This is a genomic window from Sphingomonas sp. SP3, from assembly GCF_058514305.1.
In genome coordinates, this window is record NZ_JBZSOE010000001.1 from 307,954 (window position 1) to 332,670 (window position 24,717).

Below are 24,717 nucleotides of genomic sequence, written 5' to 3' on the forward strand. Positions count from 1 at the left end.
TTGGGGGTCATGAATGGCGTTGAAGAAGCTCGTTGCCGGCAATTGGAAGATGCACGGCCTGGCGTCTGACCTTGCTGAGGTCCGCCTGATCGCCGAGGCCGCGCGCGGCTATTCCGGCGTCGACGTCGCGCTTTGCGTCCCTGCGATCCTGATCGAGCGAGCGGCGCGCGCGGTTCCGGACTTCGCCATTGGTGGCCAGGACGTGCATCACGAACCCAAGGGGGCGCATACCGGCTGCACGTCGGCGCAAATGCTGCTCGACGCGGGCGCGGTCCTGACCATCGTCGGGCACAGTGAACGACGCGAGGCGCAGCGCGAAAGCGATGCCGAGGTCCAGTCCAAGGCTCACGCCGCGCTTGAATGCGGACTCAACGTCATCCTGTGCGTCGGCGAGAGCTTGGAAGTCCGCGAAAGCGGCAGAGCGGTCGATACCGTGCTTGCCCAGCTCGACGGCTCGATCCCGCACGAGCCGACCGAGGAGGCCGAGCTCGCGATCGCCTATGAGCCGATCTGGGCCATCGGCACCGGCAAGATCCCGACGGTCGAGGAGATTGCCGAGATGCATGCCGCGATTCGCGGGCTGCTCCATGAGCGCTACGGCGCGGCCGGCAGTGGTGTTCGCATTCTATACGGAGGCTCGGTCAAAGCCTCGAACGCGGACGAAATATTCGCGATTGCGGACGTCGATGGTGCGCTGGTTGGCGGCGCAAGCCTGAAGGCCAACGATTTCATCCCCATCGTTGCCGCTGCGGCGACGGTTGAAGGCTGAACGTCGATCGCCTAGATCGCCGCCAACCCAATTCCCGGAAAGTCCGTCATGTTCGCATTCCTCCTGATCGTTCAATCGCTTGTCGCCATTTCGCTCGTCGGGGTCATCCTGATGCAGCGCTCGGAAGGCGGCGGCCTTGGCGTCGGCGGAAGCTCCTCGGGGTTCATGACGGCGCGCGGCGCGGCCGACTTCCTCACCCGCTCGACCTCGATCCTCGGCGGAATCTTCATCGTCCTGTCGATCGTCATGGCGGCGATTGCCGGCGCGACCCGCGTGCCGACCAAGATCGACACGTCGCTGGCCAATAGCGCCGCCCCGATCGAACAGTCGAAGCCGGCCCAACCGGTCCCGGCCGCACCCGCGACCCAGCAGCAGCCGGCGGTACCGCTCGCCCAATAACCGGCCGCTGAAAAACTTTTTTCGCGTCCCGGCCTTGCGTCGGGTGCGCTTATCCCCCTAAGCCTCAACTCCCATGGCGCGGTTCATATTTGTCACCGGCGGCGTGGTTTCATCGCTTGGGAAAGGCTTGCTTTCAGCGTCCCTCGGGGCGCTTCTCCAGGCGCGTGGCTACAAGGTCCGAATCCGAAAGTTCGACCCCTATCTGAACGTCGATCCGGGGACGATGTCCCCTTATCAGCATGGCGAAGTCTATGTGACCGACGACGGGGCGGAGACCGACCTCGACCTTGGCCATTACGAACGCTTCACCGGCGTTTCCTCGAAGCAATCGGACAATGTCACGACGGGCCGCATCTACCGCGACATCATCGCGAAGGAACGGCGCGGCGATTATCTCGGCGCGACGGTCCAGGTCATTCCCCACGTCACCAACGCGATCAAGGAATTCGCGCTTACTGATATCGACGGGCTCGACTTCGTCATTTGCGAGATCGGTGGGACGGTCGGCGATATCGAGAGCCTGCCGTTCATCGAATCGATCCGCCAGCTGAGGAACGATCTTGGCCGCGGCAACAGCGTCAGCGTCCACACGACCCTGGTCCCGTGGATCAACGCTGCCGGCGAGCTCAAGACGAAGCCGACGCAACAGTCGGTGCGGGAGCTTTCAAGCCTCGGCGTCCAACCCGAAGTGCTGCTGTGCCGCTGCGACCGGCCGTTGCCCGAGGGGGAACGCGAGAAGATCGCCTTGTTCTGCAACGTGCCCAAGTCGGCGGTCATCGAGGCGCTCGATGCACGCAACATCTACGATGTGCCGCTTCAATATCATGCAGCCGGCCTCGATGATGAGGTCCTCCGTGCTTTCGGTATCGAGGATGCGCCGCAACCGGATGTCGCGCGCTGGCACGAGATCATGGACCGGATCGACCATTACGACAGCGAGGTCACGATCGGCGTTGTCGGCAAATATGTCGGATTGCCGGACGCCTATAAGAGCCTGCGCGAAGCCTTGGTTCACGGCGGCATCGCCAATCGAGCCAAGGTCAACATCGAATGGATCGACGCCGAGCTGTTCGAGCATCCCGATTCTGAAATTGCCGCCGAGCTCGAGCCGTTGCACGGTATCCTCGTGCCTGGGGGGTTCGGCGAGCGCGGCAGTGAAGGGAAGATCGCAAGCGTGAAGTTCGCCCGCGAGCGCGAAATTCCCTTCTTCGGCATCTGCCTCGGCATGCAGATGGCGTGCATCGAGGCAGCGCGGAACCAGGCCGGGATCAGCGAAGCGTCAACGACCGAGTTCGGCGAAACCTCGGAGCCCGTGGTGGGCATGATTACCGAGTGGATGAGCGACGAAGGCCTGCAGCAGCGCGCTGCCGGCGGCGACCTTGGCGGCACCATGCGGCTGGGTGCCTATCCGGCCAAGCTCGACGGCAATAGCGTCGTTCGGGCGCTCTACGGATCGGATGAGATCAGCGAGCGCCACCGTCACCGTTATGAGGTCAACGTCCATTACCGCGACGCGCTGGAAGGGGCGGGGCTCATCTTCTCCGGCATGTCTCCGGACGATCAGCTCCCGGAGATCGTCGAGCGGCCCGACCATCCCTGGTTCATCGGCGTCCAGTTCCACCCCGAACTGAAGAGCCGGCCGTTTGAGCCCCATCCACTGTTCGCGGGCTTCATCGAGGCGGCGGTCAAGCAGAGCCGGCTGGTTTAATCTTCCAACCGGAACGGGCTTGTAACTTGTCCGTTACGGCCCGCGAACCACGGAAGGAATGCACCATGCTTCTGACGCTCGCGATCATCCTGCTCGTCCTTTGGGCGCTGGGCCTCCTGGTCCATATTGGCGGCAGCCTGATTCATATTTTGCTCGTTGTCGGAATCATCGTTCTTATCTGGAACTTCATCGTTGGGCGCCGCGCCGTCTGACCAACGGGACGTTGCGGGGGCGTCAAACCGCCCCTAAATCGACGCCATGACTAACAGTATTTCGACGCGGGTGGCTGTTCTTGGCTCCGGTCCCGCCGGGTGGACCGCGGCCATTTACGCGGCGCGTGCGGGCCTCAGCCCGATCGTCATTCAGGGGATTCAGCCGGGCGGCCAGCTAACGACCACCACCGACGTCGAAAACTACCCGGGTTTCCGCGAGGTGATCCAGGGCCCGTGGCTGATGGAAGAGATGCAGGCCCAGGCTGAGCATGTCGGGACCAAGGTGGTGTGGGATCACATTGCTTCGGTGGACCTGTCGCGGCGTCCGTTTCGCCTGACCGGCGACAGCGGCGCGCAATATTTCGCCGATGCATTGGTGATTGCGACAGGCGCCCAGGCACGCTGGCTCGGCCTTCCGTCCGAAGAGCATATGAAGGGCAGGGGTGCTTCGGCCTGCGCGACTTGCGACGGCTTCTTCTATCGCGGCAAGAAAGTCGCTGTGATCGGCGGTGGCAACACCGCGGTCGAGGAAGCGCTCTACCTCACCAATCACAGCCATGACGTCACCCTGATCCATCGCCGCGACAGCCTTCGCGCCGAAAAGATCCTCCAGGACCGGCTATTCGCGAACGAGAAGATCAACGTCATCTGGGACAGCGAAGTCGTTGAGTTCGTCGGTGGCGGCGATCCCGAGGCGCTCGTCGGGCTCGATATCAAGAATAAGCGCACCGGTGACGTCAGCCGCGTCGAAGTCGAAGGCGCGTTCGTTGCGATCGGCCACCAGCCCGCGACCGAGCTCTTCGTCGGCCAGCTGGAACTCGACGAGGACGGCTATATCAAGGTCGAAACCGGCACCACGCGCACCAGCGTCGAGGGCGTGTTCGCCTGCGGCGACGTGATGGACAAGATCTATCGCCAGGCGGTCACCGCGGCGGGGACGGGTTGCATGGCGGCGCTCGATGCCGAAAAGTATCTCGCAGCACAGGAATATGAGGCGATCGCCGCCGAATAAGGCGGGCTAAACGGGGGGCAGGGATCGAATGAAGCCGTCAGGACCGATCCCGCCATATTTCTCGGCCGATTCGAACGGCCAACTGCTGATTGGCAATATCCCCGCGGAGGAATGCGTCGCCGAAGCGGGCGGGACCCCGCTTTTCGTCTACGACAACAACATCGTCGGCGCGCAAATCGCCCGGTTGCGGGCAGCGATGCCAGACGGGTTGGCGGTATATTATTCCGTCACTGCAAATCCTTATGAGCCGTTGCTCAACTTCATTGGGAGGTATGTTGACGGCTTCCGCATCGTCTCGAAGGGTGAGCTCGACCGGCTGAAACGCGCGGAGCTTGCAGGCATCCCGATGACGTTTGCCGGGCCGGGTAAGCTCGACGAGGAGCTGGAGGCCGGTGTCGCCGCCGGCGCGACGATCAGCGTCGAGAGCGAGGCCGAGGCGCGGCGCGCGATCCTTGCCGGCGAAAAGCTCGGGATTCGTCCGAAATTGGCAGTTCGCGTGAACCCGCCGTTTTCGATCAGCGAGGGCCGCATCACCATGGGCGCCCGGCCAAGCCCGTTCGGGGTCGACGCGGATCGCGCCCCCGGCCTGGTTCAGGGGCTGCTCGAAGCGGAAGTGGACTGGCGCGGCCTGCACATCTTTGCTGGTGTTCAGTGCCTCGACGATGCCGCCGTGATCGAAGCGCACAAGGCCATTGTTTCCTGCGCCGGCGACATCGCCAATGTGCTCGACATGCCGATCCCCGAGTTAAACCTCGGCGGCGGCTTCGACGTACCTTGCTTCGATGGTGAGCAGCACCTCGACGTTTATCGTCTTGCGAGTGCGCTTCACGAAACCCTGTGCGCAGCGCCCGAACTGCTCGCGACCACCCGCCTGTCGCTTGAGCTTGGCCGCTGGCTGGTTGCCGAAGCCGGCGTCTATCTCTCCCGCGTGATCGACCGCACCGAGAGTTGCGGCCAGACCTTCCTGACCACCGACGGCGGCGGTCATCACCTGCTCCGCGCCACCGGCTGCCTGCTCGAACGCGGCCATGGCAATTTCCCGATCGCCGTTGCTAATCGCTTCGATACGCCGCGGGATGAGCAGGTGACCGTGACCGGCTGCCTCGCGACCCCGAACGACGTGTTTGGCGACGAGGTGATGCTTCCGCACGCGGAACCGGGCGACCTGATCGCCATGTTCACCGCCGGCGCCTATGCGCTGAGCGCGAGCCCGCAGGCGTGGGAAAGCCGGCCGATGGCCCGCGAGCTCCTCGTCTAGGGGTAGACCGCCTCGACGAAGTACAAGCCGTCGGGCGGGGCATTGAACCCGAGCGCGGCACGATCCTTAGCCTCCAGCGCCTTCTTCATGTCGTCGGGCTGCCACTGCCCGCGGCCGACCATCGCCAGGCAGCCGACCATGGACCGTACCTGGTGATGAAGGAAGCTCCGCGCCGCGGCCCGCACGTGGATTTCGTCCCCGTTCCGCGCGACATCCAGCGCGTCCAAGGTCTTCACCGGGCTATCCGACTGGCATTGCGCCGAGCGGAAGGTCGTGAAGTCATGACGTCCAATCAGGTGCTGCGCGCCCTCCCGCATGGCATCCACGTCGAGCGGCACCGCAATGTGCCAGACCTTGCCTACGTCCAGGGCAGGGGGCGCGCGCCGGTTGCGGATCCGGTAGAGGTAGCGGCGGCCGACACAGTTGAACCGCGCGTGCCAGTCATCCGTCACTTGCTCGACCTCCAGCACCGAGACGGGGTGGGGGCGCAACAGGGCATTGAGGCCTTCGCGCAGCCGGTGCGGGGTCAGGTCGCGCTTGATGTCGACATGCGCGCTCATCGCCAGCGCGTGGACGCCGGCGTCGGTGCGCCCGGCAGCAATGAACTGGCCGTCCTCGCCCGTCATCTTGTGAAGCGCTTCCTCAAGCGCCTGCTGGACCGAGGGGCCATGGTCCTGGCGCTGCCATCCCATGAAGGGTCCGCCGTCATATTCGATGGTGAGCCGCCAGCGGGTCACTTGAGCATAGTGCCTTCAGCGATCGGAAAGCCCCGCAACAATTCCTCTATTCCCATCGCGCCCTTTCCGGCGCGCTGGACGGTGCGGGCATGGATGGCATCCTCACCGCAGGCGATTACGAGCGGCGCTCCAATCACGCTCCCCGGCGGGCCGTCGCCATCGACATGCTCGGCGTCGAGCAGCTTCACCCGCTCACCATTGGCCTCGAACCAGGCGCCGGGAGAGGGGGCGAAGGAGCGAACCTGGCGTTCGATCTCTTCCGCGGACTTGCTCCAGTCGATCCGCGCCTCGGCCTTGTCGACCTTGGAGGCGTAGGTGGCGCCTTCGGGCTGCACTTCGGGCGGCGTCGGATGGCCAAGCCATTCGATCAGCGCATCCGCACCAAGTTGCGCCAATTCGTCAGTTACTTGTCCGGCATTCTTGCTGCGTATGTTGAGTTCGCGTTTCAGCAACATCGGCCCGGTATCAAGCCCTTCGTCCATCTTCATGATAGTCACGCCGCTGGTCTCATCCCCGGCGAGGATCGCGCGCTGGATCGGGGCCGCGCCGCGCCAGCGCGGCAGGAGCGAGGCGTGGACGTTGATGCAACCGCCCTTGGGTGCCTCCAGGATCGGCTTGGGCAGGATCAGCCCGTAAGCCGCCACCACAGCCAGGTCGGCGTCAAGGGCCCTGAACCGCGCCTGCTCCTCCTCGTCGCGTAAGGTCCGGGGCGTACGGACTTCGATGCCGAGATCTTCGGCCCGCTTTTGCACGGCAGTCTTCCGGTCGCTCTTCCCCCGGCCCGCCGGCCGCGGCGGCTGTGCGTAGGCCGCAACGACCTCGTGCCCGGCATCGACCAGGGCGTTGAGGCTCGGCACCGCGAAGTCCGGCGATCCCATGAAGACGATGCGCATGGGCGTGCCTATGGCGAATGGCGGCGGAATTGCCTACCTCGCCCATGTGGCAAGTCAGGAAATCGAAACATTGTCCCAAGCGCTGGCGCGGCTTCCCGGCCTCGGCCCGCGTTCGGCGCGGCGGGCGGTGCTGCACCTGATGAAGAAGCGCGAGACCGCCCTCCAGCCGCTCCTCGCCGCACTGACCAATGTCTCGGAGAAGCTGTCGACCTGTTCGGTCTGCGGCAATGTCGACACGTCGGACCCGTGCAGCATCTGCAAGGATCCGCGTCGCGACGACAAGAGCCTGTGTGTGGTGGAGGAGGTCGCCGACCTGTGGGCGCTAGATCGCTCGCGGCTGTTCCCGGGCCGCTATCACGTTCTTGGCGGCCGCTTGTCGGCCCTTGAGGGCGTACGGCCCGAGGACCTCAGCATCGACAAGCTGGTGAAGCGCGTCGCGGCGGGCGGAATCGACGAAGTGGTGCTGGCCATGAATGCCACCCTGGAAGGTCAGACCACGGCCCATTATCTCGCCGAGCGTCTCGAAGGATTCCCGATCCGGATCAGCCAGTTGGCACACGGCCTTCCGGTCGGCGGAGAGCTCGACTATCTCGACGAAGGCACGCTCGCTCAAGCACTGCGCGCCCGCCGCCCCATCGCTTGAACCCCCTCATCTGAAAGACTAAATCGCCGCCATGGCCATTCGCCGCATCTATGAAACCCCCGAGCCCGTCCTCCGGCAGATTTCGAAGCCGGTGGAGACGTTCGACAAGGAGCTGAAGACACTCGTCGCCGACATGTTCGAGACGATGTACGACGCGCCCGGCATCGGCCTTGCGGCGGTGCAGGTCGGCGTCCCCATTCGCCTGCTGGTGATCGACCTTCAGGAGCCGGCGGACCCTGAGGATCCCGAGAGCAAGCCAGTCCGCGATCCGAGGACCTTTATCAACCCCGAGATCCTGTGGCACTCCGACAGCGAGGTGCCGTACACCGAAGGCTGCCTGTCGGTGCCCGAGCAATATGCCGAGGTCATGCGGCCCGACAAAATCCGCGCCAAGTGGCAGGACGTCGACGGCAAGACCTACGAGGAAGAGATCGACGGGCTGCTCGCGGTATGCCTGCAGCATGAGATGGACCATTTGAACGGCGTGCTGTTCATCGACCATTTGTCACGCCTGAAGCGCGACATGGTGCTCAAGAAGCTCGCCAAATGGCGCAAGGAGCAGCAGCAAAAAGCTGCCTGAGGGGAGGGATTAAGTGAGCGACGCTCCCTACCACGCCCATATCTATTACGTGGACGAGGATCGCCCGGCCGCCGAACGGCTGCGGGACGCATTCAAGAACAATGATGACATCCTGTTTGTCGGGCAGATGACCGATCGCGGCGTCGGTCCGCATCCGCTTCCCCAGTATGAGATTCACTTTCTCGAGGCGGCGCGCGCCGAAGTTATCGCGCTGATCGAGGAATCAGGGCTTCGCGCGCTGGTCCACCCCCTGACCGACGACGACCTCGCCGACCATACCAGCCTCGGCCATTGGATCGCCGAGCCCCTTGAGCTCGATCTCAGCGTGCTTGATCCGGCGGGAGTGAATCAGGGCGTTCCCCGCTTCGGAAAGTCGGACTTTTAGAGCGATTCGGCGGCGACGCGGCAATCGGCGGCGCATTCCCGGCACATGATCGCGCACAGCTTGCAATGTTCGTGGTCGTGCTTCTCGCACTCCGCCGCGCATTCCTCGCACATCCGGGCGCACAGCTCGAGCATCTCGGTTAGCATCTGATTGTTGGACCCGGTCCGCCGGAGGCCCAGGTTCGCTGTCGCATCGCAGATGTCGGCGCAGTCCAGGCACATGCGGATGCACTGCCGCATGTCCATCTCTTCCGCGGCGCATGCATCGGCGCAGCTCAGGCACATCTTCGCGCAATACATGGCGTGATGGACGGCATCGCCGAGCGGCTGATTAACGTGGCCGGCGGCGCCCGGGTGGAGGCCGATCATCTTGCGAATGGACATATTTTCTCCTCGATCATCTTCAAACCTGTGGACAGCCTCGCCCGTTCCGCTTGAGCGGCGCGCGCTTTGGCCTATACTGTTCCCATTCTGTTCCGCTGGGGAATCGAATGGAAACGGTTGCGTTCATCCTCTTGGGCCTGTTGGTCGGCGGAGTCATCGGTTGGCTCTACGCCGCACGCGAATCTGCGGGCGCAAAACAGACTGTCGAGAACCTCCGGCTTCAGCTCAATGAGGTGATTAAGGAGCGGGAAGCAGGTCGCGACGCCGTAAGGGATCTGGCCGCGCTGAAGGCGGGGCAGGAGGAGCGCGAAAAGAGCTTCCAGCAGCAGATTGCCGCGCTCAAGGACGCGAAGGAGAGCCTGTCGGCGCAGTTCCACGAGATCGCCAACAAGCTCCTTGGCGACGCGCGCAAGTCATTTCTCGATCAGGCTGGGGAGAAGTTCACCCAGGCGGTGAGCCCGGTCGAAACGTTGCTCAAGGCTTATCAGGACAAGCTCCAGACGATCGAGAAGGAGCGCGTCGACCATTATGCGGGCATCCGCGAGGTCGTCGAGCAAGTGAAGATGGGGCAGGGACAGGTCCGCGACGAGACCCGGCATCTGGTGAACGCGCTCCGCGCTTCGCCCAAGGCGCGCGGCCGCTGGGGCGAGCAGAGCCTCAAGAACGTGCTCGAGCAGGCGGGGCTCAGCCCGTTCGCTGATTTCCTGACCGAGGTGTCGGTCGAGACGGGCGACGGGCGGCTGCGGCCCGACGTCATAGTTCGGCTACCTGGCGGCCGAAAGCTGGTGATCGACGCAAAGTGCTCGCTCAATGCCTATCTTGACGCCTGCGACGAGGTCGATGACGAGAAGCGCCAGGCTTGCTTCAAGGCTCACGTGGCGTCGATGCGCAACCACGTCCAGCAGCTGGGGTCCAAGGCCTATTGGGCGCAGTTCGGCGACGCCGCCGATTATGTGATCATGTACATCCCGGGCGAGCAGTTCCTCGCCGCCGCGCTCGAGCAGGACCCGACCCTGTGGGACTGGGCGTTCGAGCGGCGTGTGCTGCTCGCCACGCCAACCAACCTCGTCGCTATCGCCAAGACAGTCGCGAGCATCTGGCGGCAGGAGCGATTGGCCGAAGCGGCGCAGGAAATCGCAAATCTTGGCAAGGAGTTACACTCGCGTCTTGCGACGATGAATGAACATATGACACGGGTCGGCAAGAACCTCTCGACCGCCAACAGCGCCTACAACCAGATGGTCGGCAGTTTCGAAAGCCAGGTGCTGACTCAGGCGAAAAGGTTCGAGAATCTCGGTGCGGGGAGCGCCAAGTCGCTTGATGCCCCGCCCATGGTCGAGATTGCGCCGCGACCCCTGACAAAGCTTGCGGCTCCCCGGCCGGACAATGACGAGCCGCCGCAGGTCGCGGCGGAATAAGGGTTAAAGCCCGCCGCAGCCGTGGAACTGGCGGCCGTCGACCGTCACCTGAACCTTGTCCGGATAGACGCGGTCACTCATCCCATCGCTGCACCGGGCGTGGACGACGTTCACGTTGATCCGCGGCGTCTGGTAGATTTCGCCGGCAAAGCCGATGATCACCTTGGGGGTCGGCTGCAGGATCGGCGCCGCATCCGGTTGGGTGAACGTCAAATTGTGCTCGTCGATCAGCAGGTTCCAGAATGGCTCGGTCCCGACTGCATGATAAGGGGGCGGGGGGGGAGGCGGCGCGGTCAGGCATCCGCTGGTGAGCGCTAGGAGCGGGATCGCGAGATATCTTTTCATGGGCGGAACAACCTAGTTCGTTCGCGCGGGTTCCGTCAGCGCCAGCTGGCCTTGACCGCGAACGCCATTACGGCGGCGGCGATTGCGGCGTTCAGGCTATCGGCTCGACCGGCCATCGGGATTTTGACCAGCAGGTCGCACTCCGCTTCGTAATCGGCCGGCAAGCCCTGCTGCTCGTTGCCGATGAGCAGGAAGCAAGGCTTGCGATATTCCGCTTCGAGATAGTCGTCGCTCTCTTTCAGGCTGGTCCCGACCAATTGCCCTTCACCGGAGCGCAGCCACGCCACGAACTCCGGCCAGCGCGCTTGCGCGACCTGTTGGGTGAAGATCGCACCCATCGACGCCCGCACCGCTTCAACCGAATAAGGGTCGGCACTGTCGTCGACGAGGATCAGGCCGCCGGCGCCGACGGCATCGCCGGTCCTCAGGATCGTGCCGATATTGCCGGGGTCGCGCAGTGCCTGCGCGACGATCCAAAGCGACGCCCGGCTCCTGTCGATCGCCGCCAGCTCAGTCTCCGGCACCTTGTAGGCGCCGAGCAGCATCTGCGGATTATCCTTGCCGCTCATCTTGGAAAGAATGTCGGGCGAAGTCTCGATCGCATCGCCGCCGGCTGCTTCGGTGGCTTCGATGATCTTCGCCGCTAGCGGATGCTTCGCCCCTTCGGCGGAGAAAGCGACGATCTCCGGCAGGCGGCCGCTGTCCCGCGCTTCGGTCAGGATTCGCAGGCCTTCGGCGAGGAACATGCCTTCGGCCCTTCGGCCCTTCTTCTCTCGAAGCGAGCGGAGCCGTTTGACGGTTTCGTTGGAAAATGCGGTGACCTGGCGAGGCATCACTTATTCCTCGCCGAAGCGTTCCTCGACCAGCGTGACCATCTTCTCGAGCGCCGCTTCGGCATGCGGGCCGCTGGCATGAATGACGATCGTGTCGCCCATCGCCGCGCCGAGCATCATCAGGCCCATGATCGACGTGCCGCAGACGCGGTGCCCATCCTTTTCCACCTCGATGGTCGAATCGATTTCGCTGGCGAGATTGACGAACTTGGCGCTGGCGCGGGCGTGGAGCCCCCGGACATTGCCAATGCGGACTTCGCGGCTGACAGCGCCGCTCAAGCCGCGGCTTCCCCGAGGATCTCTGACGCGACGGAAATATACTTGCGGCCCGCCTCTCGCGCGGCCGCGACCGCGGCGTGGACCGGCATGACCTTGCGGGCGCCCTCGAGGCGGATCAGCATCGGTAGGTTGACCCCGGCGATCACCTCGACGTTTTCGCCCTTCATCAGGCTGATGGCGAGATTGGACGGCGTACCGCCGAACAGGTCGGTAAGAATGATGACGCCCTGGCCCTGATCGACCTTGGCAATCGCCTCCGCGATATCCTTGCGACGGCCTTCCATGTCGTCCTCGGGACCAATGCAGATCGCTTCGATCGCGTCCTGCGGTCCGACTACATGCTCCATCGCTGTGACGAACTCCGCCGCGAGGCGGCCGTGAGTCACCAGCACCAATCCGATCATTCGTTCAACTCGCCTGCCTCACTGTGGCGTCCGGAATGCCGCTCGATCGTGTCACTCGGCGGCGAGGTCAGGTCGCGGTGACGCACATTCGGAGCAAATCCGGAGCGCTGTAGCCGTTCCGCCAACTCGGTCGCCGCGGCCACCGAGCGATGGCGCCCTCCTGTGCACCCGAACGCGACGGTCACGTAACTTTTGCCGGCCGCCCAGTAGCGGGGAATCCAGTCCATGAGAAGCGCCTCGATGCGCTCCATCGTCTCGCCCCAGGCCGGGTCCTTCGCAAGATAGTCGCGGACCGGCTGGTCACGGCCGGTCAGGGGGCGAAGCTCGTCCACCCAGTGGGGGTTGGGCAGGAACCTCAGGTCGAAGACCAGGTCGGCGGTACGAGAAATGCCCCGCGCGAAGGCGAAGGACGCGATGGTCAGCACCGGCGCGTCGCTGTCTCCGCCATAGCGGCGGCGAAGCTCGTCCCGAAGCTCGACCGGCTTCAGGTCGGTCGTATCGAGCACGCTGTCGGCTGCGCTGCGCAGCGGCGCGGTAAAATCGCGCTCCCGCGCGATGCCGTCCTCGGCCGGCCGGTCCGGCGCCAGCGGATGCAGCCTGCGCGTTTCGTCGTAGCGGCGGATGAGTTCGGACCCGGCGCTGTCGAGGTAGAGGATCTCGGACTCGACGCCGGGGATCGAGCGGATGAGCTCGGGGAGCGTGTGCGGGTCGAAGCCGCGGCTGCGCGAATCCATGCCGATCGCGACCGAGGCGGTGCGGCATTGACGGCCGCCGTGAACGAAATCGCTGACCAGATCGGCAGGGAGATTGTCGACGACGTCCCAGCCCATGTCCTCAAGGGCATCGAGCACCGTCGACTTGCCGGCGCCGGACATGCCGGTGACCAGCAACAGCCGCGGTGTTCGCGGCCCACCCATCAGAGCTTGCGGCCCATCCGGTCGAGCGCCAGCGCGACCTTTGACGGGGCCGACGCCGTCATCGCGTCGATCGCGACGATTGGCAGCGACACGCCGAGGATCGGACGTTCGCGGCTGTCGTCCGGCATGCGCTGGATCTCGTTCATCGTCAGCTCGACGATCAGGGCAATCGGCACGCCAGTGAGGTTATCCATGTCGACGATGCCAATCCCGCGAACCTCGAGCTTACCGGCGATGTTCGCGGGCGGGGACGCGAGCAGGCGGTCTCCATCGCGCTTGACCGTCGTCTGGTCGTCGCTGACGAGTGTGAATCCGCGGTCAAGCAAACGAAGCGCGAGATCCGATTTGCCCGAGCCCGAGGGTCCGGTGATCAGGACCGCTCGGCCCTCGGTCGCGACCGTGCTGGCATGGAGTGTTTCGGCCGATAGGCGCGGCCCGGGGGTCGGTTGCTGGTTCATTCGCGGTCTGCCGCCGGAAGGCGAATGGTGAAGCGCGCTCCCGAAGGCGCGTCGTCGCGGTCCTGCACGTCGATCTCCCCGTCATGGCCTCTGACGATAGCCTGGGCGATGGCGAGGCCTAGCCCGGAATGGCGCCCGAAATTCTCACCCTCCGGCCTTACTGAATGGAACCGGTTAAAGATCGCTTCGCGGGCTTCGGGAGGGACGCCGGGGCCCTCGTCATCGATACGGATGCGGACTTCGTCGCCAACGCGCGCTGCTGCGATTTCGACCAGCCCGCCGGGCGGGGAGAAGCTCACCGCATTGTCGATGATCGCGTTGATCGCGCGGGCGAGGCGGTCGGGCTTGCCCATGACCACCGCGGTATCCATGCGCGGCCGGGCAAAGGCGATGCGAGCGTCTCCGGTCTCGCGCCGTGCCTCCCAGCTATGCACCAGCTGCTCGATCAGCGGCCCGAGGTCGACCCGTTCGAAGCGCGCGCGCAGCAGCTCGGCATCGGTGCGAGCCGCTTCGCTGATGTCGTTGATCAGCCGGTCGAGCCGCGACACGTCGTCCCGCGCGATGCTCATCAGCTTGTGGCGAAGCTCGGGTTCCTCGACGCGGTCGAGCCCTTCGACCGCCGAGCGCAGCGACGCCAGCGGGTTCTTGAGCTCGTGAGTCACGTCGGCGGCGAACGCCTCGATATTGTCGATCCGCTGGCGCAGCGATTGGCTCATGTCCGACACCGCCCGCGCGAGCAGCCCAATCTCGTCGCTGCGCGATGGCAGGCGGGGCACGTTGACCTCGCGCGAGCGGCCGAGCCGCACGCGATGTGCGGCGACTGCCAGCCGGCGAAGCGGACGTACGATTGTCCGCGCCAGGAACAGTGACAGGAAAACCGAGATCGCGATCAATACCGCCATCACGCTGGCGATGAGCGCGCGCTGGCTGCGCACGGTGCGCGTGAACGTGCGATCATTATCCGTTGCTAGCAGCACGCCATTTCCGGCAGGCACCGCCGCCGAAATCACGGGCGTCAGGTCCGGCGCGTTGCGAACTGCGGTAACGGATTTGCCGGTGGCCTTCGCCTTGAGGGCTTCGGGCCACGCCTGGAGACGGTCGACCGCCGGCTCTGCGAATTCGTCGAGCGAGACGGCCCCAACCAGGAAGTTGAACCCGCGATCGAGGGCACGCGCGGCGTCCTTGTCCCACCCTTGCGTGCTGGGGTCTTTTAGCTGGTAGGTCGGGCCGGTCACGCGCCAGCTGTCCGCGAGCAATTTCCCGTCGGGTCCGAACAGCCGCAGCCGGCTTCCGGTCGATTTGGAGATTGTCGCCATGATCGGCTCGCGATCCTCTGGACCGGCGGCGAGGATCGCCTGGGCTGTCGCCGTGGCCTCGATCCGCGTTTGGCGCGCCCGCTCCTTGCTCAGCCGATTACGGAAAACATCGAGATAGAGCGTGCTGAGCGCAATCAGCAGGATGGTGAGAACGTTGACGGCGAGGATCCGCCAGCCAAGCGTCCACCGCCCTGACCAGCTCAGTCGAAGATCGCTGTCTTCACTGTTCGTCAAATCTATATCCGACGCCATAGAGGGTCTCGACTGCATCAAAATCCGGATCTGCCACGCGAAATTTGCGCCGAATGCGTTTGATGTGGCTGTCGATGGTGCGGTCGTCCACATAGACGTCATCGCTATAGGCCGTATCGAGCAGCTGGTTACGGGTTTTGACGACCCCGGGCCGCTGGGCGAGCGCTTCCAGAATCAGGAATTCGGTTACAGTCAGGCTCACCTCCTTGCCGTCCCACAGCACCTTGTGACGCGCCGAATCCATGACCAGCCTGCCGCGTTCGAGCAGTGGCGGTTCCGGCTCATCGCTGGTCGAGACGGCTTCCCCGCGAGCAAGCTCCTGACGGCGGAGCAGGGCCCGGATGCGCGCGATCAGCAGGCGCTGAGAGAAGGGTTTGGAGATGTAATCGTCCGCGCCCATGGCGAGGCCGAGCGCCTCGTCGAGCTCGTCATCCTTTGAAGTCAGGAAAATGACGGGCATCGAGCTGAATTCGCGCACCCGCCGGAGCAGCTCCATGCCGTCCATGCCCGGCATCTTGATGTCGAACACGCCGAGGTCGGGCGGATTATCGCCGACGGCTTTGAGCGCGGCGGTCGGGTCCGAATAGACGCGGGTGACGAAGCCTTCCTGCTGGAGGGCGATCGACACCGAGGTCAGGATGTTGCGGTCGTCGTCGACCAGCGCGATCACTTGGCTCATCCGCGGCTTTCTAGGGCTGCCCCGGACGGGGCTTAGCCAGCGCCCAGATGCGTTACAAGGCGCGCCGAGCCGTTTTGACCCCGCAACTTTTCCGGTTTATCGGGGCCCGAGAAACGCATGCGGCGGCAGGCCACCCGGCCGCCGCCGCTTTTGACATGTACAGGAAGGGAACGTTCACAAGTGACGGATCGGGTTCCGCGTAGCGGTCTGGACGCACAGGGCATTGTCACTGGTGCGAAGATCTTCTGGAATCTTACGACCGCGCCGCTGGTCGAGCACGCCGTGCGCCGTGGCGAAGGTGAGCTGACCAAGGATGGCGCGCTGCTCGTCGATACCGGCAAGTTCACCGGGCGCAGCGTCAAGGACAAGTTCGTCGTCCGCGATGCCACGACGGAAGAGACGATCAACTGGGGCAAGATCAATCAGCCGATGACGCCCGAGCATTGGGCCAATCTCAAGGCTGACTTCCTGACCGCGCTGAACGGCCAGGACGAACTCTACGTCGCCGACCTCTATGGCGGCAGCCAGCCCGAATATCGTGTGACCGTGCGCGTCGTCACGCAGCTCGCGTGGCACAACCTGTTCGTTCGCACTTTGCTGGTGCGCCCGGCGGCAGAAGAGCTGGCCGGTTTCGAGCCGGAATATACGATTCTCAATCTGCCGAGCTTCAAGGCCGATCCGGAACGCCATGGCTGCCGCAGCGACACTGTGATCGCAGTCAACTTCACCGAGAAGATGATCCTCATCGGCAACACCGAATATTCGGGCGAGATGAAGAAGGGCGTGTTCGGCCTGCTGAACTATTTGCTTCCGGCCGAGGGCGTGATGCCGATGCATTGCTCGGCCAACATCGGCGCGGACGGCAAGAGCGCGATCTTTTTCGGCCTGTCGGGCACCGGCAAGACGACCCTATCCGCCGATGCCAGCCGCACCCTTATCGGTGACGACGAGCATGGTTGGTCGGATACGGCGGTCTTCAATTTCGAGGGTGGCTGCTACGCCAAGATGATCAACCTCTCGGCCGAAGGCGAGCCGGAGATTTACGCAACGACGAAGATGTTCGGCACGATTCTCGAGAACGTGGCGATGGACGAGGTGACTCGCGAGCTCGACTTCACCGATGCGAGCAAGACCGAGAACACGCGCGGCGCCTATCCGATCGACTTCATCCCGAACACGTCGGAGAAGAACCTCGGCCCTCCGCCGTCGACGATCATCTTCCTGACCGCCGACGCCTTCGGCGTGTTGCCGCCGATTTCGCGGCTGACGCCGGACCAGGCGATGTATCACTTCCTCTCGGGCTACACGGCAAAGGTCGCAGGCACCGAGATCGGCGTGACCGAGCCGGAAGCAACCTTCTCGACCTGCTTCGGCGCCGCGTTCATGCCGCGTCGGCCGACCGTCTACGGCAATTTGCTCAAGGAGCGCATTGCCAGGAGCGGTGCCGGTTGCTGGCTGGTCAACACCGGCTGGACCGGCGGCAAGTACGGCGTCGGCAAGCGCATGCCGATCAAGGAAACCCGCGCGCTGCTGAATGCCGCGCTCGACGGCAGCCTGAACAATGTAGAGTTCCGTAAGGACCCGAACTTCGGCTTTGAAGTGCCGGTCTCGGTTCCGCGCGTCGACAGCAAGCTGCTCGACCCGCGCGGCACGTGGAGTGATCCGGCCGAATATGATGCGACAGCGGCAAAGCTGGTCGACTTGTTTGTCGAGAATTTCGCGCAATTTGCGGACCAAGTGGACGAGGGCGTGCGCCAAGCTGCCCCGAAGGCTGAGCGACAACAAGCGCAACAAAGCCAGACCACCGCAACACCCGCTTAATGGCCCGGTCACTGATCGGGCCTTCCACAAGGATCCGATCAATGACCGAATTTCGACCCCGCTTTTTCACGACCGACGCCGAGATCGAGCATCTCGGCGAAGGCCTCCTCGCCTGCACGCTTCGCAAGGAAGAATGGACCCACGAGGCGCACCTCGCTGCGACGACCTATCTGTTGCTGCGCCGCCCCGACATCGACCTCGATAAGGAGCTGCCGGGCGTCATCCGCCGCTTCAACGAGAGCGTCGGCGGCGTGAACAGCGACACTGAAGGCTACCATGAGACGATTACGCGCACCTTCCTTCATGGCGTTCGCCTGTTCCTGATGGAAGCCGACCCGAAGGCCCCGCTTCACGAGCTGATCAACGAGCTTTTGATGTCGCCGATGGGCCGGCGCGACTGGCCGCTCCGCTTTTACTCACGGGAGCGGCTGTTCTCAGTCGAGGCACGGCGAGAGTTCATCAAGCCGGACGTGGCGGCCTTTCCATAATCGCGTAAGGCGACGCTCGTGGCTGCCGCGCAACAGATCGAGGACGGGCTCCCGGTCCCGCAACGCTATTGGTCGGCGACAGCCATTTGGCTGGCGCTGGCCATGGCGGTCCTCGACGGCGCGATCGCCAACGTTGCACTCCCGACCATCGCCAGGGACCTTGGCGCATCGGCCGCAAAGTCGGTGTGGATCGTCAATTCCTATCAGCTGACGATCACGATCCTGTTGTTGCCGCTGGCCGCGCTCGGCGACCGCCTCGGCTACCGCCGGGTCTATATCCCCGGGCTGGCCTTGTTCACTGTGGGATCCGTGGCGTGCGCGCTCGCGCATAGCCTGGTGGGGCTGATCCTGGCGCGCGTATTCCAGGGCGCGGGCGCAGCGTGCATCATGAGCATGAATCCGGCATTGGTCCGCGCGACCTATCCATCGAAAATCCTTGGCCGAGGCATGGGCTACAATGCGCTGGTCCTGTCGATTTCCGCGGCTGCCGGACCGACTCTTGCCGCGATCATCCTCAGCGTCGCGTCCTGGCCCTGGCTATTCCTCATCAACCTGCCCGTCGGCATCGCCGCGGTGATCGTCAGCATCCGCTCGACCCCGCACGCCGGCGGCCACGGCCATCCGGTCGACTGGTTCTCCGCGCTGCTCAGCATGGCGATGATGGGCTGCACGATCTTCGGGATTGAAACAGCAACCGGAAGACACGCTGCGCTCGGCGGAGCCTTGATTGTCATAGGGTTAGCCGCCGGATTCATGCTGGTGCGCCGCGAATGGGGCGATTCCGCGCCGCTATTTCCGGTCGATCTTCTGAAAATCCGCATCTTTCGCATGTCGATCGCGACATCGACGGTGTCGTTCGCCGCGCAAATGCTCGCCTTCGTGACCTTGCCTTTCCTGTTCCAGTACTCGCTCGGCCACTCCGCTTTCGAGACAGGGCTGCTGATGACACCATGGCCGCTCGCGCTCGGCGTCGTCGCACCCTTCGCCGGCCGGCTGGCCGACAAGGTCCGTGCGGGCCTCATCGGCGGGGTTGGGCTGGCGATATTCGCCGCCGGCCTGTTCGCGCTGGCAACACTAGGTCACGCGCCGCAGACCATCGACATCGCCTGGCGCATGGCGCTGTGCGGGATCGGCTTCGGCCTGTTTCAGTCGCCCAACAATCGCACCATCATCAGCTCGGCGCCCCGGCAACGTTCGGGCGCCGCGGGCGGAATGCTGGCGACCGCGCGACTGCTCGGGCAGACGACGGGCGCGGTGGTCGTCGGTGTGGGCTTTCATCTTTTCGGGGTTGAGGCGACACCCGCGTTGCTGACTGCGGCGGGAGTAGCGGCACTGATCGCGGCGGCCCTCAGCCTGTTGCGGCTTCGCTCGCCCAAGACTGTGCCCGTGCCCGAAGCCGGATCGACCATCCTCGATTGAGCGATTGCCTCCCGCGCGCCCGGCGCTAGTTCTTCGCCATGCGCAGATTGCTTCTCTCAGCCGCAGCCTTGCTGTCGATCGTTTTGCCAACAGTTTCCGCTCAGGCGGTGCCTTCCGCCCACCATCGCGCGACAGCCGATTCCAGGCTCAGGGCCCTGTACGACGCCTATGCCGATTGGGACGCCAAGGAGACTGCGCAATATTGGGATGAGAAGGGCGCGCTCCAGCCGGCGGACCATTTAGCGCGCGTGGACGAGGCCTCGCAGCTTCGCCGCAAAAGTCACGTCGAGGGGGTTTTGAGGCAACTTAACGCCGTACCGCTGAGTCAATTATCCGCCGATCAAAAGGTCAACGCAGAGGTCTTTCGCACCGTTCTGGAAAATGCGCTGACCGAGCTCCGCTTCCGGACCTGGGAGATGCCCTTCAACAGCGACAGCTCCTTCTGGACCTATCTCGATTCAGACTCGCTCGGGAGTGAAGCGGAATACCGCCGCTACATCGGCCGGATGCGCGATATTCCGCGCTTCTTCGACGAGGAAATCGCCAACATGCGCGCCGGGCTGGCACGCGGCTTCAGCGTTCCGCGCGCGACCCTCGATGGCCGCGATGCGTCGATCACCCCTTTCACCGAACGCGACGTGACGAAGAACCCGTTCTTCGCCACGTTCCAGAAAATGCCTGCGATCATTCCGGGGGCGGAGCAGATGGCACTCCGCGACGAAGGCGTGGCGGCGATCAAGCAGCAGGTTATTCCCGCATACCAGAAGCTGCTTGCTTTCTATCGCGATGAATATCTCCCGAAGACCCGGACAAACGTTTCGGCCCATGATTTACCCGACGGCGACGCTTTCTACCGCTCGCAGATCCGGGAATTTACGACGACGGAGATGACACCCGAGGAGATCCACAAGCTGGGTCTCAGCGAGGTCACGCGGATCGATGCCGATATGCACAAGACGATGGCGGAGGCGGGGTTCAAGGGTTCGTTCCCCGACTTCCTGAAGTTCCTGAAGACCGACCCGCAATTCTACGCGAAAACGCCGGACGAGCTCATGGGGGTCTCGGCCTACGCCCTGAAACGCGTCGACGGGAAGATCGGCACGATCATCGGAAAGCTCCCGCAGCGCCGCTTCGGGCTTTATCCCGTGGCGGACTCGATCGCGCCCTTTTACACGTCAGGTCGCGGCGCCGTCGGGCCGAACCTCGATTGCACGATGAACACCTACAATCTGCCGACGCGCCCGCTGTACAATATTCCGGCGCTGACGCTTCACGAATGCGCGCCGGGCCACAGCCTCCAACTAGGCATCCAGGCAGAGCAGAAGGCGCTGCCGCGCTTCCGCCGCAACGCCTATTTCTCAAGCACCGGAGAGGGCTGGGGGCTCTACAGCGAATGGCTCGGTTACGAGCTCGGCATTTACCGTACGCCTTATGAGCGGTTCGGCGCTCAAAGCTATGAGATGTGGCGCGCAGCAAGGCTCGTCATCGACACCGGCCTGCACCGCTACGGCTGGTCGCGCCAGCAGGCTATCGACTATCTCGCGGCGCATACGGCGCTGTCGCAGCACGAGGTCGAAACCGAGGTCGATCGCTACATCAGCTGGCCGGGCCAGGCGCTCGCCTACAAGATCGGTGAGCTGACCATCCGCCGGCTCCGCTCGGAAGCGGAAGCCAAGCTCGGGCCCAAGTTCGACGAACGCGGCTTCCACGACACGATACTGGCATTGGGATCGGTGCCGCTGAACGTGCTCGAAGACCGTATCCACGCGTGGATCGCCAGGGAGGCAGCGAAGCCCGCGAAGACGAGCTAGGCTTTCGCCCGCGCGATATAGTCGTCGACGTTCTTGGCGAGCACGTCCATCGGCACGTTGCCGCCAAGGACAACCGCGTCGTCGAATGACTTGAGGTCGTAGCGGGCGCCCAGCGTCACCTTGGCCCGATCGCGCTGACGATTGATCTCCTGATGGCCCATTTCATAGCCGCAGGCCTGGCCCGGCCAGCTGCAATAGCGGTCGACTTCGCTCGCATTGGGATCACCGGCTTGTTCGTCGAAGAACTGCCGCGCCTGTTCGCGCGTCCAGCGCTTGGCGTGAAGGCCGGTGTCGACCACCAGCCGGATTGCGCGGAACGCGATGTCGTCGAGATATCCGAGCCGCCCGACTTCATCGCCCTCGTACGAGCCCAGTTCGTCGGCGAGTTGCTCCGCGTAGAGCGCCCAGCCTTCCGAATAGGCGTTGAAGGAGAGTAGCGTGCGGATGAGCGGCAGCTTGTTCGCGTATTCGCCCTGCCACACGTGGCCCGGGATCGCCTCGTGATGGGCGAGCGTCGGCAGATTGTAGCGGCGATGCTCGAACCCTGGCTTGAGGTTGATCCAGAACTTGCCCGGGACACTACCGTCGATCGACCCCGCCCCTCCGTAGGCCCCGGCCGCACCCGGCTCTTCTTCAAGCGGTAGTCGCTTCACTTCAACATTGCCGCGAACCAGAGTGTTGAATGCTTGCGGCATCTTGGCACGGATCATCTCGATCCGCTGGCGGGCAAAGGCGATGACCTGCGCCCGCCCTTCGTCATTGTCCGGAAATTTGTAGCGGGGGTCCTTCGACAGCGCCTTCATCCGCTCGCCCACGGTTCCCTTGGTGTAGCCAATGCGCTTGAGGATCGCGTCCATCTGCGCGTGCAGCAATTTCAGGGTGTCGAGGCCGATCTGGTGCACCTCGTCCGGCGACTTGCTGGTCGTCGTTTGCGCACGGAGCGCCCATTGGTAATATTCCTCGCCATTGGGCCGCGCCCACATCCCGGCCTCGTTGGTCGCGAGGCCGCGCTGGAGCTTAAGCTCGGCCAGCTGACGGTCGAGCGCCGGCGCAACATCCTTCTCGGCGATGGCGCGGGCGCGCTCCGCCCAGTTGCCGGCGATCTTCTTCTCGCGCGTCCGCCGCTCGATCGATTCGACCAGCCCGCCACCGCGCCGCGCGCCGTCGGCGGATTGCTTCAGCGTGCCGAGCGCGGTGTCGATCAGGAATGCCGGCGGGATCAGCCCCTTGTAGCGATAGGCGATGACCCGCCCGAGCTCATTGTCGAGTTGCTTAGGATAATCTGCAAGGCGGGCGAGATAGGCTTCGGCGTCCGCTGCGGTCTCGATCACATGATCGCTGTCGAGGAACTTCGGTACATCGAGATAGGCGCCGGTATTCTGGAGCACGACGTACGGCGTCTTGCGCCAGCTGTCTCCGGTCACCGGTGCATCGCCATAGGGCAGCATGAAGCCTTCGAGCGCGCTTGTGTACGCCGAACGCACGACTTCGATGCTGGTCTTGGTCGAGTGCGAAAGCGGCGTGACGTCGACCGCATTCACGCGGGCGAGGTCGGCGCGGACGGTTTGCGCAATCCGCTGGATGCCGATGCCCGATCGGTCGGTCAGCTGCGATTTCAAAGCCGTGCGGTCGCCCTTGTCGATGCCGAGCTGCGTCGCCTGCTCGGGGTACAGGCGAAGCAAATTCTCGGCGACCGAATCGAGCAGCGCCTTTGCCTGCGCTTCCGCGGCGGTGTCGGCCGCCTGGGCCAGCGCCGGGCTGGAAAGAAGCGGCAGGGCGCCTGCAGCGGCAATGCCGCCAAGCGCCTGCCGGCGGCTGAGCTCGGGATTGATCACGCGATACCTCGATTAGGGCTGGGGAAGGGTGTGGGGCGGTTCGACCTTCAGGCAATTGCCGTCAATATCGACCACGCGGACGCGGTCGCCGACGGCCGCAGGGCCGCCACGGGCCGACCACTCGCTGTCGCCGACCTTGACCCGTCCGCCATGGGCGTCGACCGGTGCGACGACCACGACGATCTTGCCGAGCAGGCGGCCGGCGCGATCATTGAGTAACGGATCGGACGTGTAGTCGTATCGTGCCGCATAAAAGCGGCGTCCACCGACCCGGACCGCTAAAAGCGCAAGCACCGCGAACAGCGCGAGCTGAAACGGTACCGAAAGACCCAGCGCCACTGCGATCAGGCCCGTGGCGATGCCCGCCGCGCCGATGAACATGAGGCTGAAGCCGGGCGCGATGACCTCGGCGATCAGCAGCAGCACGCCGCCGATCAGCCACAGCCAGGCGGGATCGACATCGATTCCGCTCATGCCTTGCTTTCCGAAACGCTCGGCACGCCTTTGCCCTTGATCTGCGGGACCGGCTTGTCGGCCAGGAATTCTTTCGCGATCTCGCCAATTCCGCCCAGCGTCCCGATCAATTGGGTCGCTTCGATCGGGAACAGGATCGTCTTGGCGTTCGGGGAGCGCGCGAATTGCGCAATCGCCTCGACATATTTCTGCGCGACGAAATAGTTGATCGCCTGGGCGCTGCCCGATTCAATCGCGTCGCTGACCGCCTTGGTGGCGGTCGCTTCGGCCTGGGCGGAGCGCTCGCGCGCTTCGGCTTCACGGAACGCAGCTTCGCGTCCACCTTCCGCCTCGAGGATCGCCGACTGCTTCTCGCCTTCCGCCTTGAGGATTGCGGACTGACGCATGCCCTCCGCCTCCAGGATGACGGCGCGCTTCTCGCGCTCGGCCTTCATCTGCCTCGTCATGGCGTTGACGATGTCCTGCGGCGGGCGAATGTCGCGAAGCTCGACGCGCGTGATCTTCACGCCCCAATTCTCGGTCGCGTTGTCGACCACTGCCAGCAGCCGGGTGTTGATCTCGTCGCGCTTCGACAGGGTCTCATCCAAGTCCATCGACCCCATCACGGTGCGCAGGTTGGTCGTCGAGAGCGCCATGATCGCGGTGTAGAGATCGCTCACTTCATAAGCCGCCTTGGCCGCGTCGAGCACCTGGAAGAAGACGACGCCGTCCACGGCGACCATCGCATTGTCCTTGGTGATGATCTCCTGGCCGGGAATGTCGAGAACCTGCTCCATCATGTTGATGCGGCGGCCGACGCGGTAAAAGAACGGCGTCACATAGTTGAAGCCGGGGCCCGCCACGCGGACAAAGCGGCCGAAATGCTCGATCGTATATTGATAGCCCTGGCGGACGATCTTCACGCCCATCAGCACAATGAACAATACCAGGACCGCGACCGCGGTCATGAAACTCATCAGCATATGTCTTCCCCGATGTGCACTTTCCGG

The 24,717-nt window shown here is 64.1% G+C and carries 28 protein-coding genes; 14 read left to right on the plus strand and 14 right to left on the minus strand.

Annotated elements, in window-relative coordinates:
* The first annotated feature begins 13 nt into the window (after positions 1–13).
* From tpiA to AC4K8G_RS01765, 6 genes are all read left to right on the plus strand, one after another.
* Positions 14–769 carry a triose-phosphate isomerase gene (tpiA, locus tag AC4K8G_RS01740; protein ID WP_491732460.1) on the plus strand — a complete coding sequence of 252 codons (756 nt, stop codon included), beginning with the start codon at positions 14–16 and terminating at the stop codon, positions 767–769.
* Between the two features lie 48 nt (positions 770–817).
* On the plus strand, positions 818–1,168 hold the full coding sequence (gene secG, locus AC4K8G_RS01745; RefSeq protein WP_491732461.1) for a preprotein translocase subunit SecG: 351 nt from the start codon (positions 818–820) through the stop codon (positions 1,166–1,168).
* A 73-nt stretch (positions 1,169–1,241) separates the two neighbouring features.
* Positions 1,242–2,876: a CTP synthase gene (pyrG, locus tag AC4K8G_RS01750; RefSeq protein ID WP_491732462.1), complete on the plus strand. Its 1,635-nt coding sequence runs from the start codon at positions 1,242–1,244 to the stop codon at positions 2,874–2,876.
* 65 nt (positions 2,877–2,941) lie between these two features.
* Positions 2,942–3,088, plus strand: a complete 147-nt coding sequence (locus tag AC4K8G_RS01755; protein ID WP_491732463.1) for a lmo0937 family membrane protein — start codon at positions 2,942–2,944, stop codon at positions 3,086–3,088.
* A gap of 46 nt (positions 3,089–3,134) precedes the next feature.
* Complete coding sequence (trxB, locus tag AC4K8G_RS01760) at positions 3,135–4,100, plus strand: thioredoxin-disulfide reductase (RefSeq protein ID WP_491732464.1); 966 nt, start codon at positions 3,135–3,137, stop codon at positions 4,098–4,100.
* Between the two features lie 28 nt (positions 4,101–4,128).
* A complete protein-coding gene (locus AC4K8G_RS01765) occupies positions 4,129–5,358 on the plus strand; it encodes a type III PLP-dependent enzyme domain-containing protein (RefSeq protein ID WP_491732465.1) in 1,230 nt (409 codons plus the stop codon).
* Here AC4K8G_RS01765 and truA read toward each other — a convergent pair.
* Together truA and fmt are read right to left on the minus strand one after the other, a co-directional pair.
* Entirely contained in the window at positions 5,355–6,095 is a 741-nt protein-coding gene (gene truA / locus AC4K8G_RS01770) for a tRNA pseudouridine(38-40) synthase TruA (protein WP_491732466.1), read from the minus strand. The genes AC4K8G_RS01765 and truA overlap by 4 nt on opposite strands.
* Entirely contained in the window at positions 6,092–6,988 is an 897-nt protein-coding gene (gene fmt, locus AC4K8G_RS01775; RefSeq protein WP_491732467.1) for a methionyl-tRNA formyltransferase, read from the minus strand. The genes truA and fmt overlap by 4 nt, the downstream gene beginning before the upstream one ends.
* Before the next feature lie 46 nt (positions 6,989–7,034).
* Here fmt and recR point away from each other — a divergent pair, with 46 nt between their 5' ends.
* From recR to AC4K8G_RS01790, 3 genes are read left to right on the plus strand one after another with little or no spacing between them, the layout of a single operon-like run.
* Entirely contained in the window at positions 7,035–7,631 is a 597-nt protein-coding gene (gene recR / locus AC4K8G_RS01780) for a recombination mediator RecR (protein ID WP_491734390.1), read from the plus strand.
* Positions 7,632–7,662: 31 nt separating this feature from the next.
* Positions 7,663–8,211 carry a peptide deformylase gene (gene def, locus AC4K8G_RS01785; RefSeq protein ID WP_491732468.1) on the plus strand — a complete coding sequence of 183 codons (549 nt, stop codon included), beginning with the start codon at positions 7,663–7,665 and terminating at the stop codon, positions 8,209–8,211.
* Positions 8,212–8,224: 13 nt separating this feature from the next.
* Positions 8,225–8,596, plus strand: a complete 372-nt coding sequence (locus tag AC4K8G_RS01790) for a DOPA 4,5-dioxygenase family protein (RefSeq protein WP_491732469.1) — start codon at positions 8,225–8,227, stop codon at positions 8,594–8,596.
* Here the strand turns inward: AC4K8G_RS01790 and AC4K8G_RS01795 are convergent.
* A complete protein-coding gene (locus AC4K8G_RS01795; protein ID WP_491732470.1) occupies positions 8,593–8,979 on the minus strand; it encodes a four-helix bundle copper-binding protein in 387 nt (128 codons plus the stop codon). The genes AC4K8G_RS01790 and AC4K8G_RS01795 overlap by 4 nt on opposite strands.
* Positions 8,980–9,086: 107 nt before the next feature.
* On the opposite strand from AC4K8G_RS01795, the gene AC4K8G_RS01800 reads away from it, so the two are divergent.
* Positions 9,087–10,397: a DNA recombination protein RmuC gene (locus AC4K8G_RS01800; RefSeq protein ID WP_491732471.1), complete on the plus strand. Its 1,311-nt coding sequence runs from the start codon at positions 9,087–9,089 to the stop codon at positions 10,395–10,397.
* 3 nt (positions 10,398–10,400) lie between these two features.
* Here AC4K8G_RS01800 and AC4K8G_RS01805 read toward each other — a convergent pair whose 3' ends face one another.
* The 8 genes from AC4K8G_RS01805 to AC4K8G_RS01840 are packed head-to-tail and all read right to left on the minus strand — an operon-like array spanning position 10,401 to position 15,880.
* A complete protein-coding gene (locus AC4K8G_RS01805; RefSeq protein WP_491732472.1) occupies positions 10,401–10,742 on the minus strand; it encodes a COG3650 family protein in 342 nt (113 codons plus the stop codon).
* Positions 10,743–10,777: 35 nt separating this feature from the next.
* Positions 10,778–11,575 carry a TrmH family RNA methyltransferase gene (locus tag AC4K8G_RS01810; protein ID WP_491732473.1) on the minus strand — a complete coding sequence of 266 codons (798 nt, stop codon included), beginning with the start codon at positions 11,573–11,575 and terminating at the stop codon, positions 10,778–10,780.
* A gap of 3 nt (positions 11,576–11,578) precedes the next feature.
* A complete protein-coding gene (locus AC4K8G_RS01815) occupies positions 11,579–11,854 on the minus strand; it encodes an HPr family phosphocarrier protein (RefSeq protein WP_491732474.1) in 276 nt (91 codons plus the stop codon).
* The gene (locus tag AC4K8G_RS01820) at positions 11,851–12,258 is read right to left on the minus strand and encodes a PTS sugar transporter subunit IIA (protein WP_491732475.1); all 408 of its coding nucleotides are present in this window, start codon (positions 12,256–12,258) and stop codon (positions 11,851–11,853) included. Before AC4K8G_RS01820 ends, AC4K8G_RS01815 begins: the two co-directional genes overlap by 4 nt.
* The gene (gene rapZ, locus AC4K8G_RS01825; RefSeq protein ID WP_491732476.1) at positions 12,255–13,175 is read right to left on the minus strand and encodes an RNase adapter RapZ; all 921 of its coding nucleotides are present in this window, start codon (positions 13,173–13,175) and stop codon (positions 12,255–12,257) included. Before rapZ ends, AC4K8G_RS01820 begins: the two co-directional genes overlap by 4 nt.
* Positions 13,175–13,633 (minus strand): HPr kinase/phosphorylase, encoded by a 459-nt coding sequence (locus AC4K8G_RS01830; protein ID WP_491732477.1) that lies wholly within the window; start codon positions 13,631–13,633, stop codon positions 13,175–13,177. Before AC4K8G_RS01830 ends, rapZ begins: the two co-directional genes overlap by 1 nt.
* Positions 13,630–15,201 carry a sensor histidine kinase gene (locus AC4K8G_RS01835; protein ID WP_491732478.1) on the minus strand — a complete coding sequence of 524 codons (1,572 nt, stop codon included), beginning with the start codon at positions 15,199–15,201 and terminating at the stop codon, positions 13,630–13,632. The genes AC4K8G_RS01830 and AC4K8G_RS01835 overlap by 4 nt, the downstream gene beginning before the upstream one ends.
* Positions 15,170–15,880 carry a response regulator transcription factor gene (locus AC4K8G_RS01840; RefSeq protein ID WP_491732479.1) on the minus strand — a complete coding sequence of 237 codons (711 nt, stop codon included), beginning with the start codon at positions 15,878–15,880 and terminating at the stop codon, positions 15,170–15,172. Before AC4K8G_RS01840 ends, AC4K8G_RS01835 begins: the two co-directional genes overlap by 32 nt.
* A gap of 180 nt (positions 15,881–16,060) precedes the next feature.
* Here AC4K8G_RS01840 and AC4K8G_RS01845 point away from each other — a divergent pair, with 180 nt between their 5' ends.
* Genes AC4K8G_RS01845 through AC4K8G_RS01860 form a run of 4 tightly spaced genes read left to right on the plus strand, consistent with a single transcriptional unit; the run spans position 16,061 to position 21,419 of the window.
* Positions 16,061–17,701 carry a phosphoenolpyruvate carboxykinase gene (locus tag AC4K8G_RS01845; protein ID WP_491732480.1) on the plus strand — a complete coding sequence of 547 codons (1,641 nt, stop codon included), beginning with the start codon at positions 16,061–16,063 and terminating at the stop codon, positions 17,699–17,701.
* Positions 17,702–17,742: 41 nt separating this feature from the next.
* A complete protein-coding gene (locus AC4K8G_RS01850) occupies positions 17,743–18,189 on the plus strand; it encodes a hypothetical protein (protein WP_491732481.1) in 447 nt (148 codons plus the stop codon).
* 18 nt (positions 18,190–18,207) lie between these two features.
* Positions 18,208–19,608 (plus strand): MFS transporter, encoded by a 1,401-nt coding sequence (locus tag AC4K8G_RS01855; RefSeq protein ID WP_491732482.1) that lies wholly within the window; start codon positions 18,208–18,210, stop codon positions 19,606–19,608.
* A 38-nt stretch (positions 19,609–19,646) separates the two neighbouring features.
* Positions 19,647–21,419 carry a DUF885 domain-containing protein gene (locus AC4K8G_RS01860; RefSeq protein ID WP_491732483.1) on the plus strand — a complete coding sequence of 591 codons (1,773 nt, stop codon included), beginning with the start codon at positions 19,647–19,649 and terminating at the stop codon, positions 21,417–21,419.
* Here AC4K8G_RS01860 and AC4K8G_RS01865 read toward each other — a convergent pair.
* Genes AC4K8G_RS01865 through AC4K8G_RS01875 form a run of 3 tightly spaced genes read right to left on the minus strand, consistent with a single transcriptional unit; the run spans position 21,416 to position 24,690 of the window.
* Positions 21,416–23,254, minus strand: a complete 1,839-nt coding sequence (locus AC4K8G_RS01865) for a DUF885 domain-containing protein (RefSeq protein ID WP_491732484.1) — start codon at positions 23,252–23,254, stop codon at positions 21,416–21,418. The two genes, AC4K8G_RS01860 and AC4K8G_RS01865, sit on opposite strands and share 4 nt — an antisense overlap.
* 12 nt (positions 23,255–23,266) lie before the next feature.
* Complete coding sequence (locus AC4K8G_RS01870; protein ID WP_491732485.1) at positions 23,267–23,728, minus strand: NfeD family protein; 462 nt, start codon at positions 23,726–23,728, stop codon at positions 23,267–23,269.
* The gene (locus AC4K8G_RS01875) at positions 23,725–24,690 is read right to left on the minus strand and encodes an SPFH domain-containing protein (RefSeq protein WP_491732486.1); all 966 of its coding nucleotides are present in this window, start codon (positions 24,688–24,690) and stop codon (positions 23,725–23,727) included. Before AC4K8G_RS01875 ends, AC4K8G_RS01870 begins: the two co-directional genes overlap by 4 nt.
* Positions 24,691–24,717 lie beyond the last annotated feature (27 nt).

Coding starts and splice junctions, on each gene's coding strand:
- AC4K8G_RS01875 (WP_491732486.1), bottom strand. CDS start 24,690: ATGCTGATGAGTTTCATGACCGCGGTCGCGGTCCTGGTATTGTTCATT.
- def (WP_491732468.1), top strand. CDS start 7,663: ATGGCCATTCGCCGCATCTATGAAACCCCCGAGCCCGTCCTCCGGCAG.
- AC4K8G_RS01810 (WP_491732473.1), bottom strand. CDS start 11,575: ATGCCTCGCCAGGTCACCGCATTTTCCAACGAAACCGTCAAACGGCTC.
- AC4K8G_RS01805 (WP_491732472.1), bottom strand. CDS start 10,742: ATGAAAAGATATCTCGCGATCCCGCTCCTAGCGCTCACCAGCGGATGC.
- AC4K8G_RS01795 (WP_491732470.1), bottom strand. CDS start 8,979: ATGTCCATTCGCAAGATGATCGGCCTCCACCCGGGCGCCGCCGGCCAC.
- secG (WP_491732461.1), top strand. CDS start 818: ATGTTCGCATTCCTCCTGATCGTTCAATCGCTTGTCGCCATTTCGCTC.
- AC4K8G_RS01870 (WP_491732485.1), bottom strand. CDS start 23,728: ATGAGCGGAATCGATGTCGATCCCGCCTGGCTGTGGCTGATCGGCGGC.
- pyrG (WP_491732462.1), top strand. CDS start 1,242: ATGGCGCGGTTCATATTTGTCACCGGCGGCGTGGTTTCATCGCTTGGG.
- AC4K8G_RS01765 (WP_491732465.1), top strand. CDS start 4,129: ATGAAGCCGTCAGGACCGATCCCGCCATATTTCTCGGCCGATTCGAAC.
- rapZ (WP_491732476.1), bottom strand. CDS start 13,175: ATGGGTGGGCCGCGAACACCGCGGCTGTTGCTGGTCACCGGCATGTCC.
- AC4K8G_RS01830 (WP_491732477.1), bottom strand. CDS start 13,633: ATGAACCAGCAACCGACCCCCGGGCCGCGCCTATCGGCCGAAACACTC.
- fmt (WP_491732467.1), bottom strand. CDS start 6,988: ATGCGCATCGTCTTCATGGGATCGCCGGACTTCGCGGTGCCGAGCCTC.
- AC4K8G_RS01820 (WP_491732475.1), bottom strand. CDS start 12,258: ATGATCGGATTGGTGCTGGTGACTCACGGCCGCCTCGCGGCGGAGTTC.
- AC4K8G_RS01835 (WP_491732478.1), bottom strand. CDS start 15,201: ATGGCGTCGGATATAGATTTGACGAACAGTGAAGACAGCGATCTTCGA.
- AC4K8G_RS01755 (WP_491732463.1), top strand. CDS start 2,942: ATGCTTCTGACGCTCGCGATCATCCTGCTCGTCCTTTGGGCGCTGGGC.
- tpiA (WP_491732460.1), top strand. CDS start 14: ATGGCGTTGAAGAAGCTCGTTGCCGGCAATTGGAAGATGCACGGCCTG.
- trxB (WP_491732464.1), top strand. CDS start 3,135: ATGACTAACAGTATTTCGACGCGGGTGGCTGTTCTTGGCTCCGGTCCC.
- AC4K8G_RS01860 (WP_491732483.1), top strand. CDS start 19,647: ATGCGCAGATTGCTTCTCTCAGCCGCAGCCTTGCTGTCGATCGTTTTG.
- AC4K8G_RS01850 (WP_491732481.1), top strand. CDS start 17,743: ATGACCGAATTTCGACCCCGCTTTTTCACGACCGACGCCGAGATCGAG.
- AC4K8G_RS01840 (WP_491732479.1), bottom strand. CDS start 15,880: ATGAGCCAAGTGATCGCGCTGGTCGACGACGACCGCAACATCCTGACC.
- AC4K8G_RS01800 (WP_491732471.1), top strand. CDS start 9,087: ATGGAAACGGTTGCGTTCATCCTCTTGGGCCTGTTGGTCGGCGGAGTC.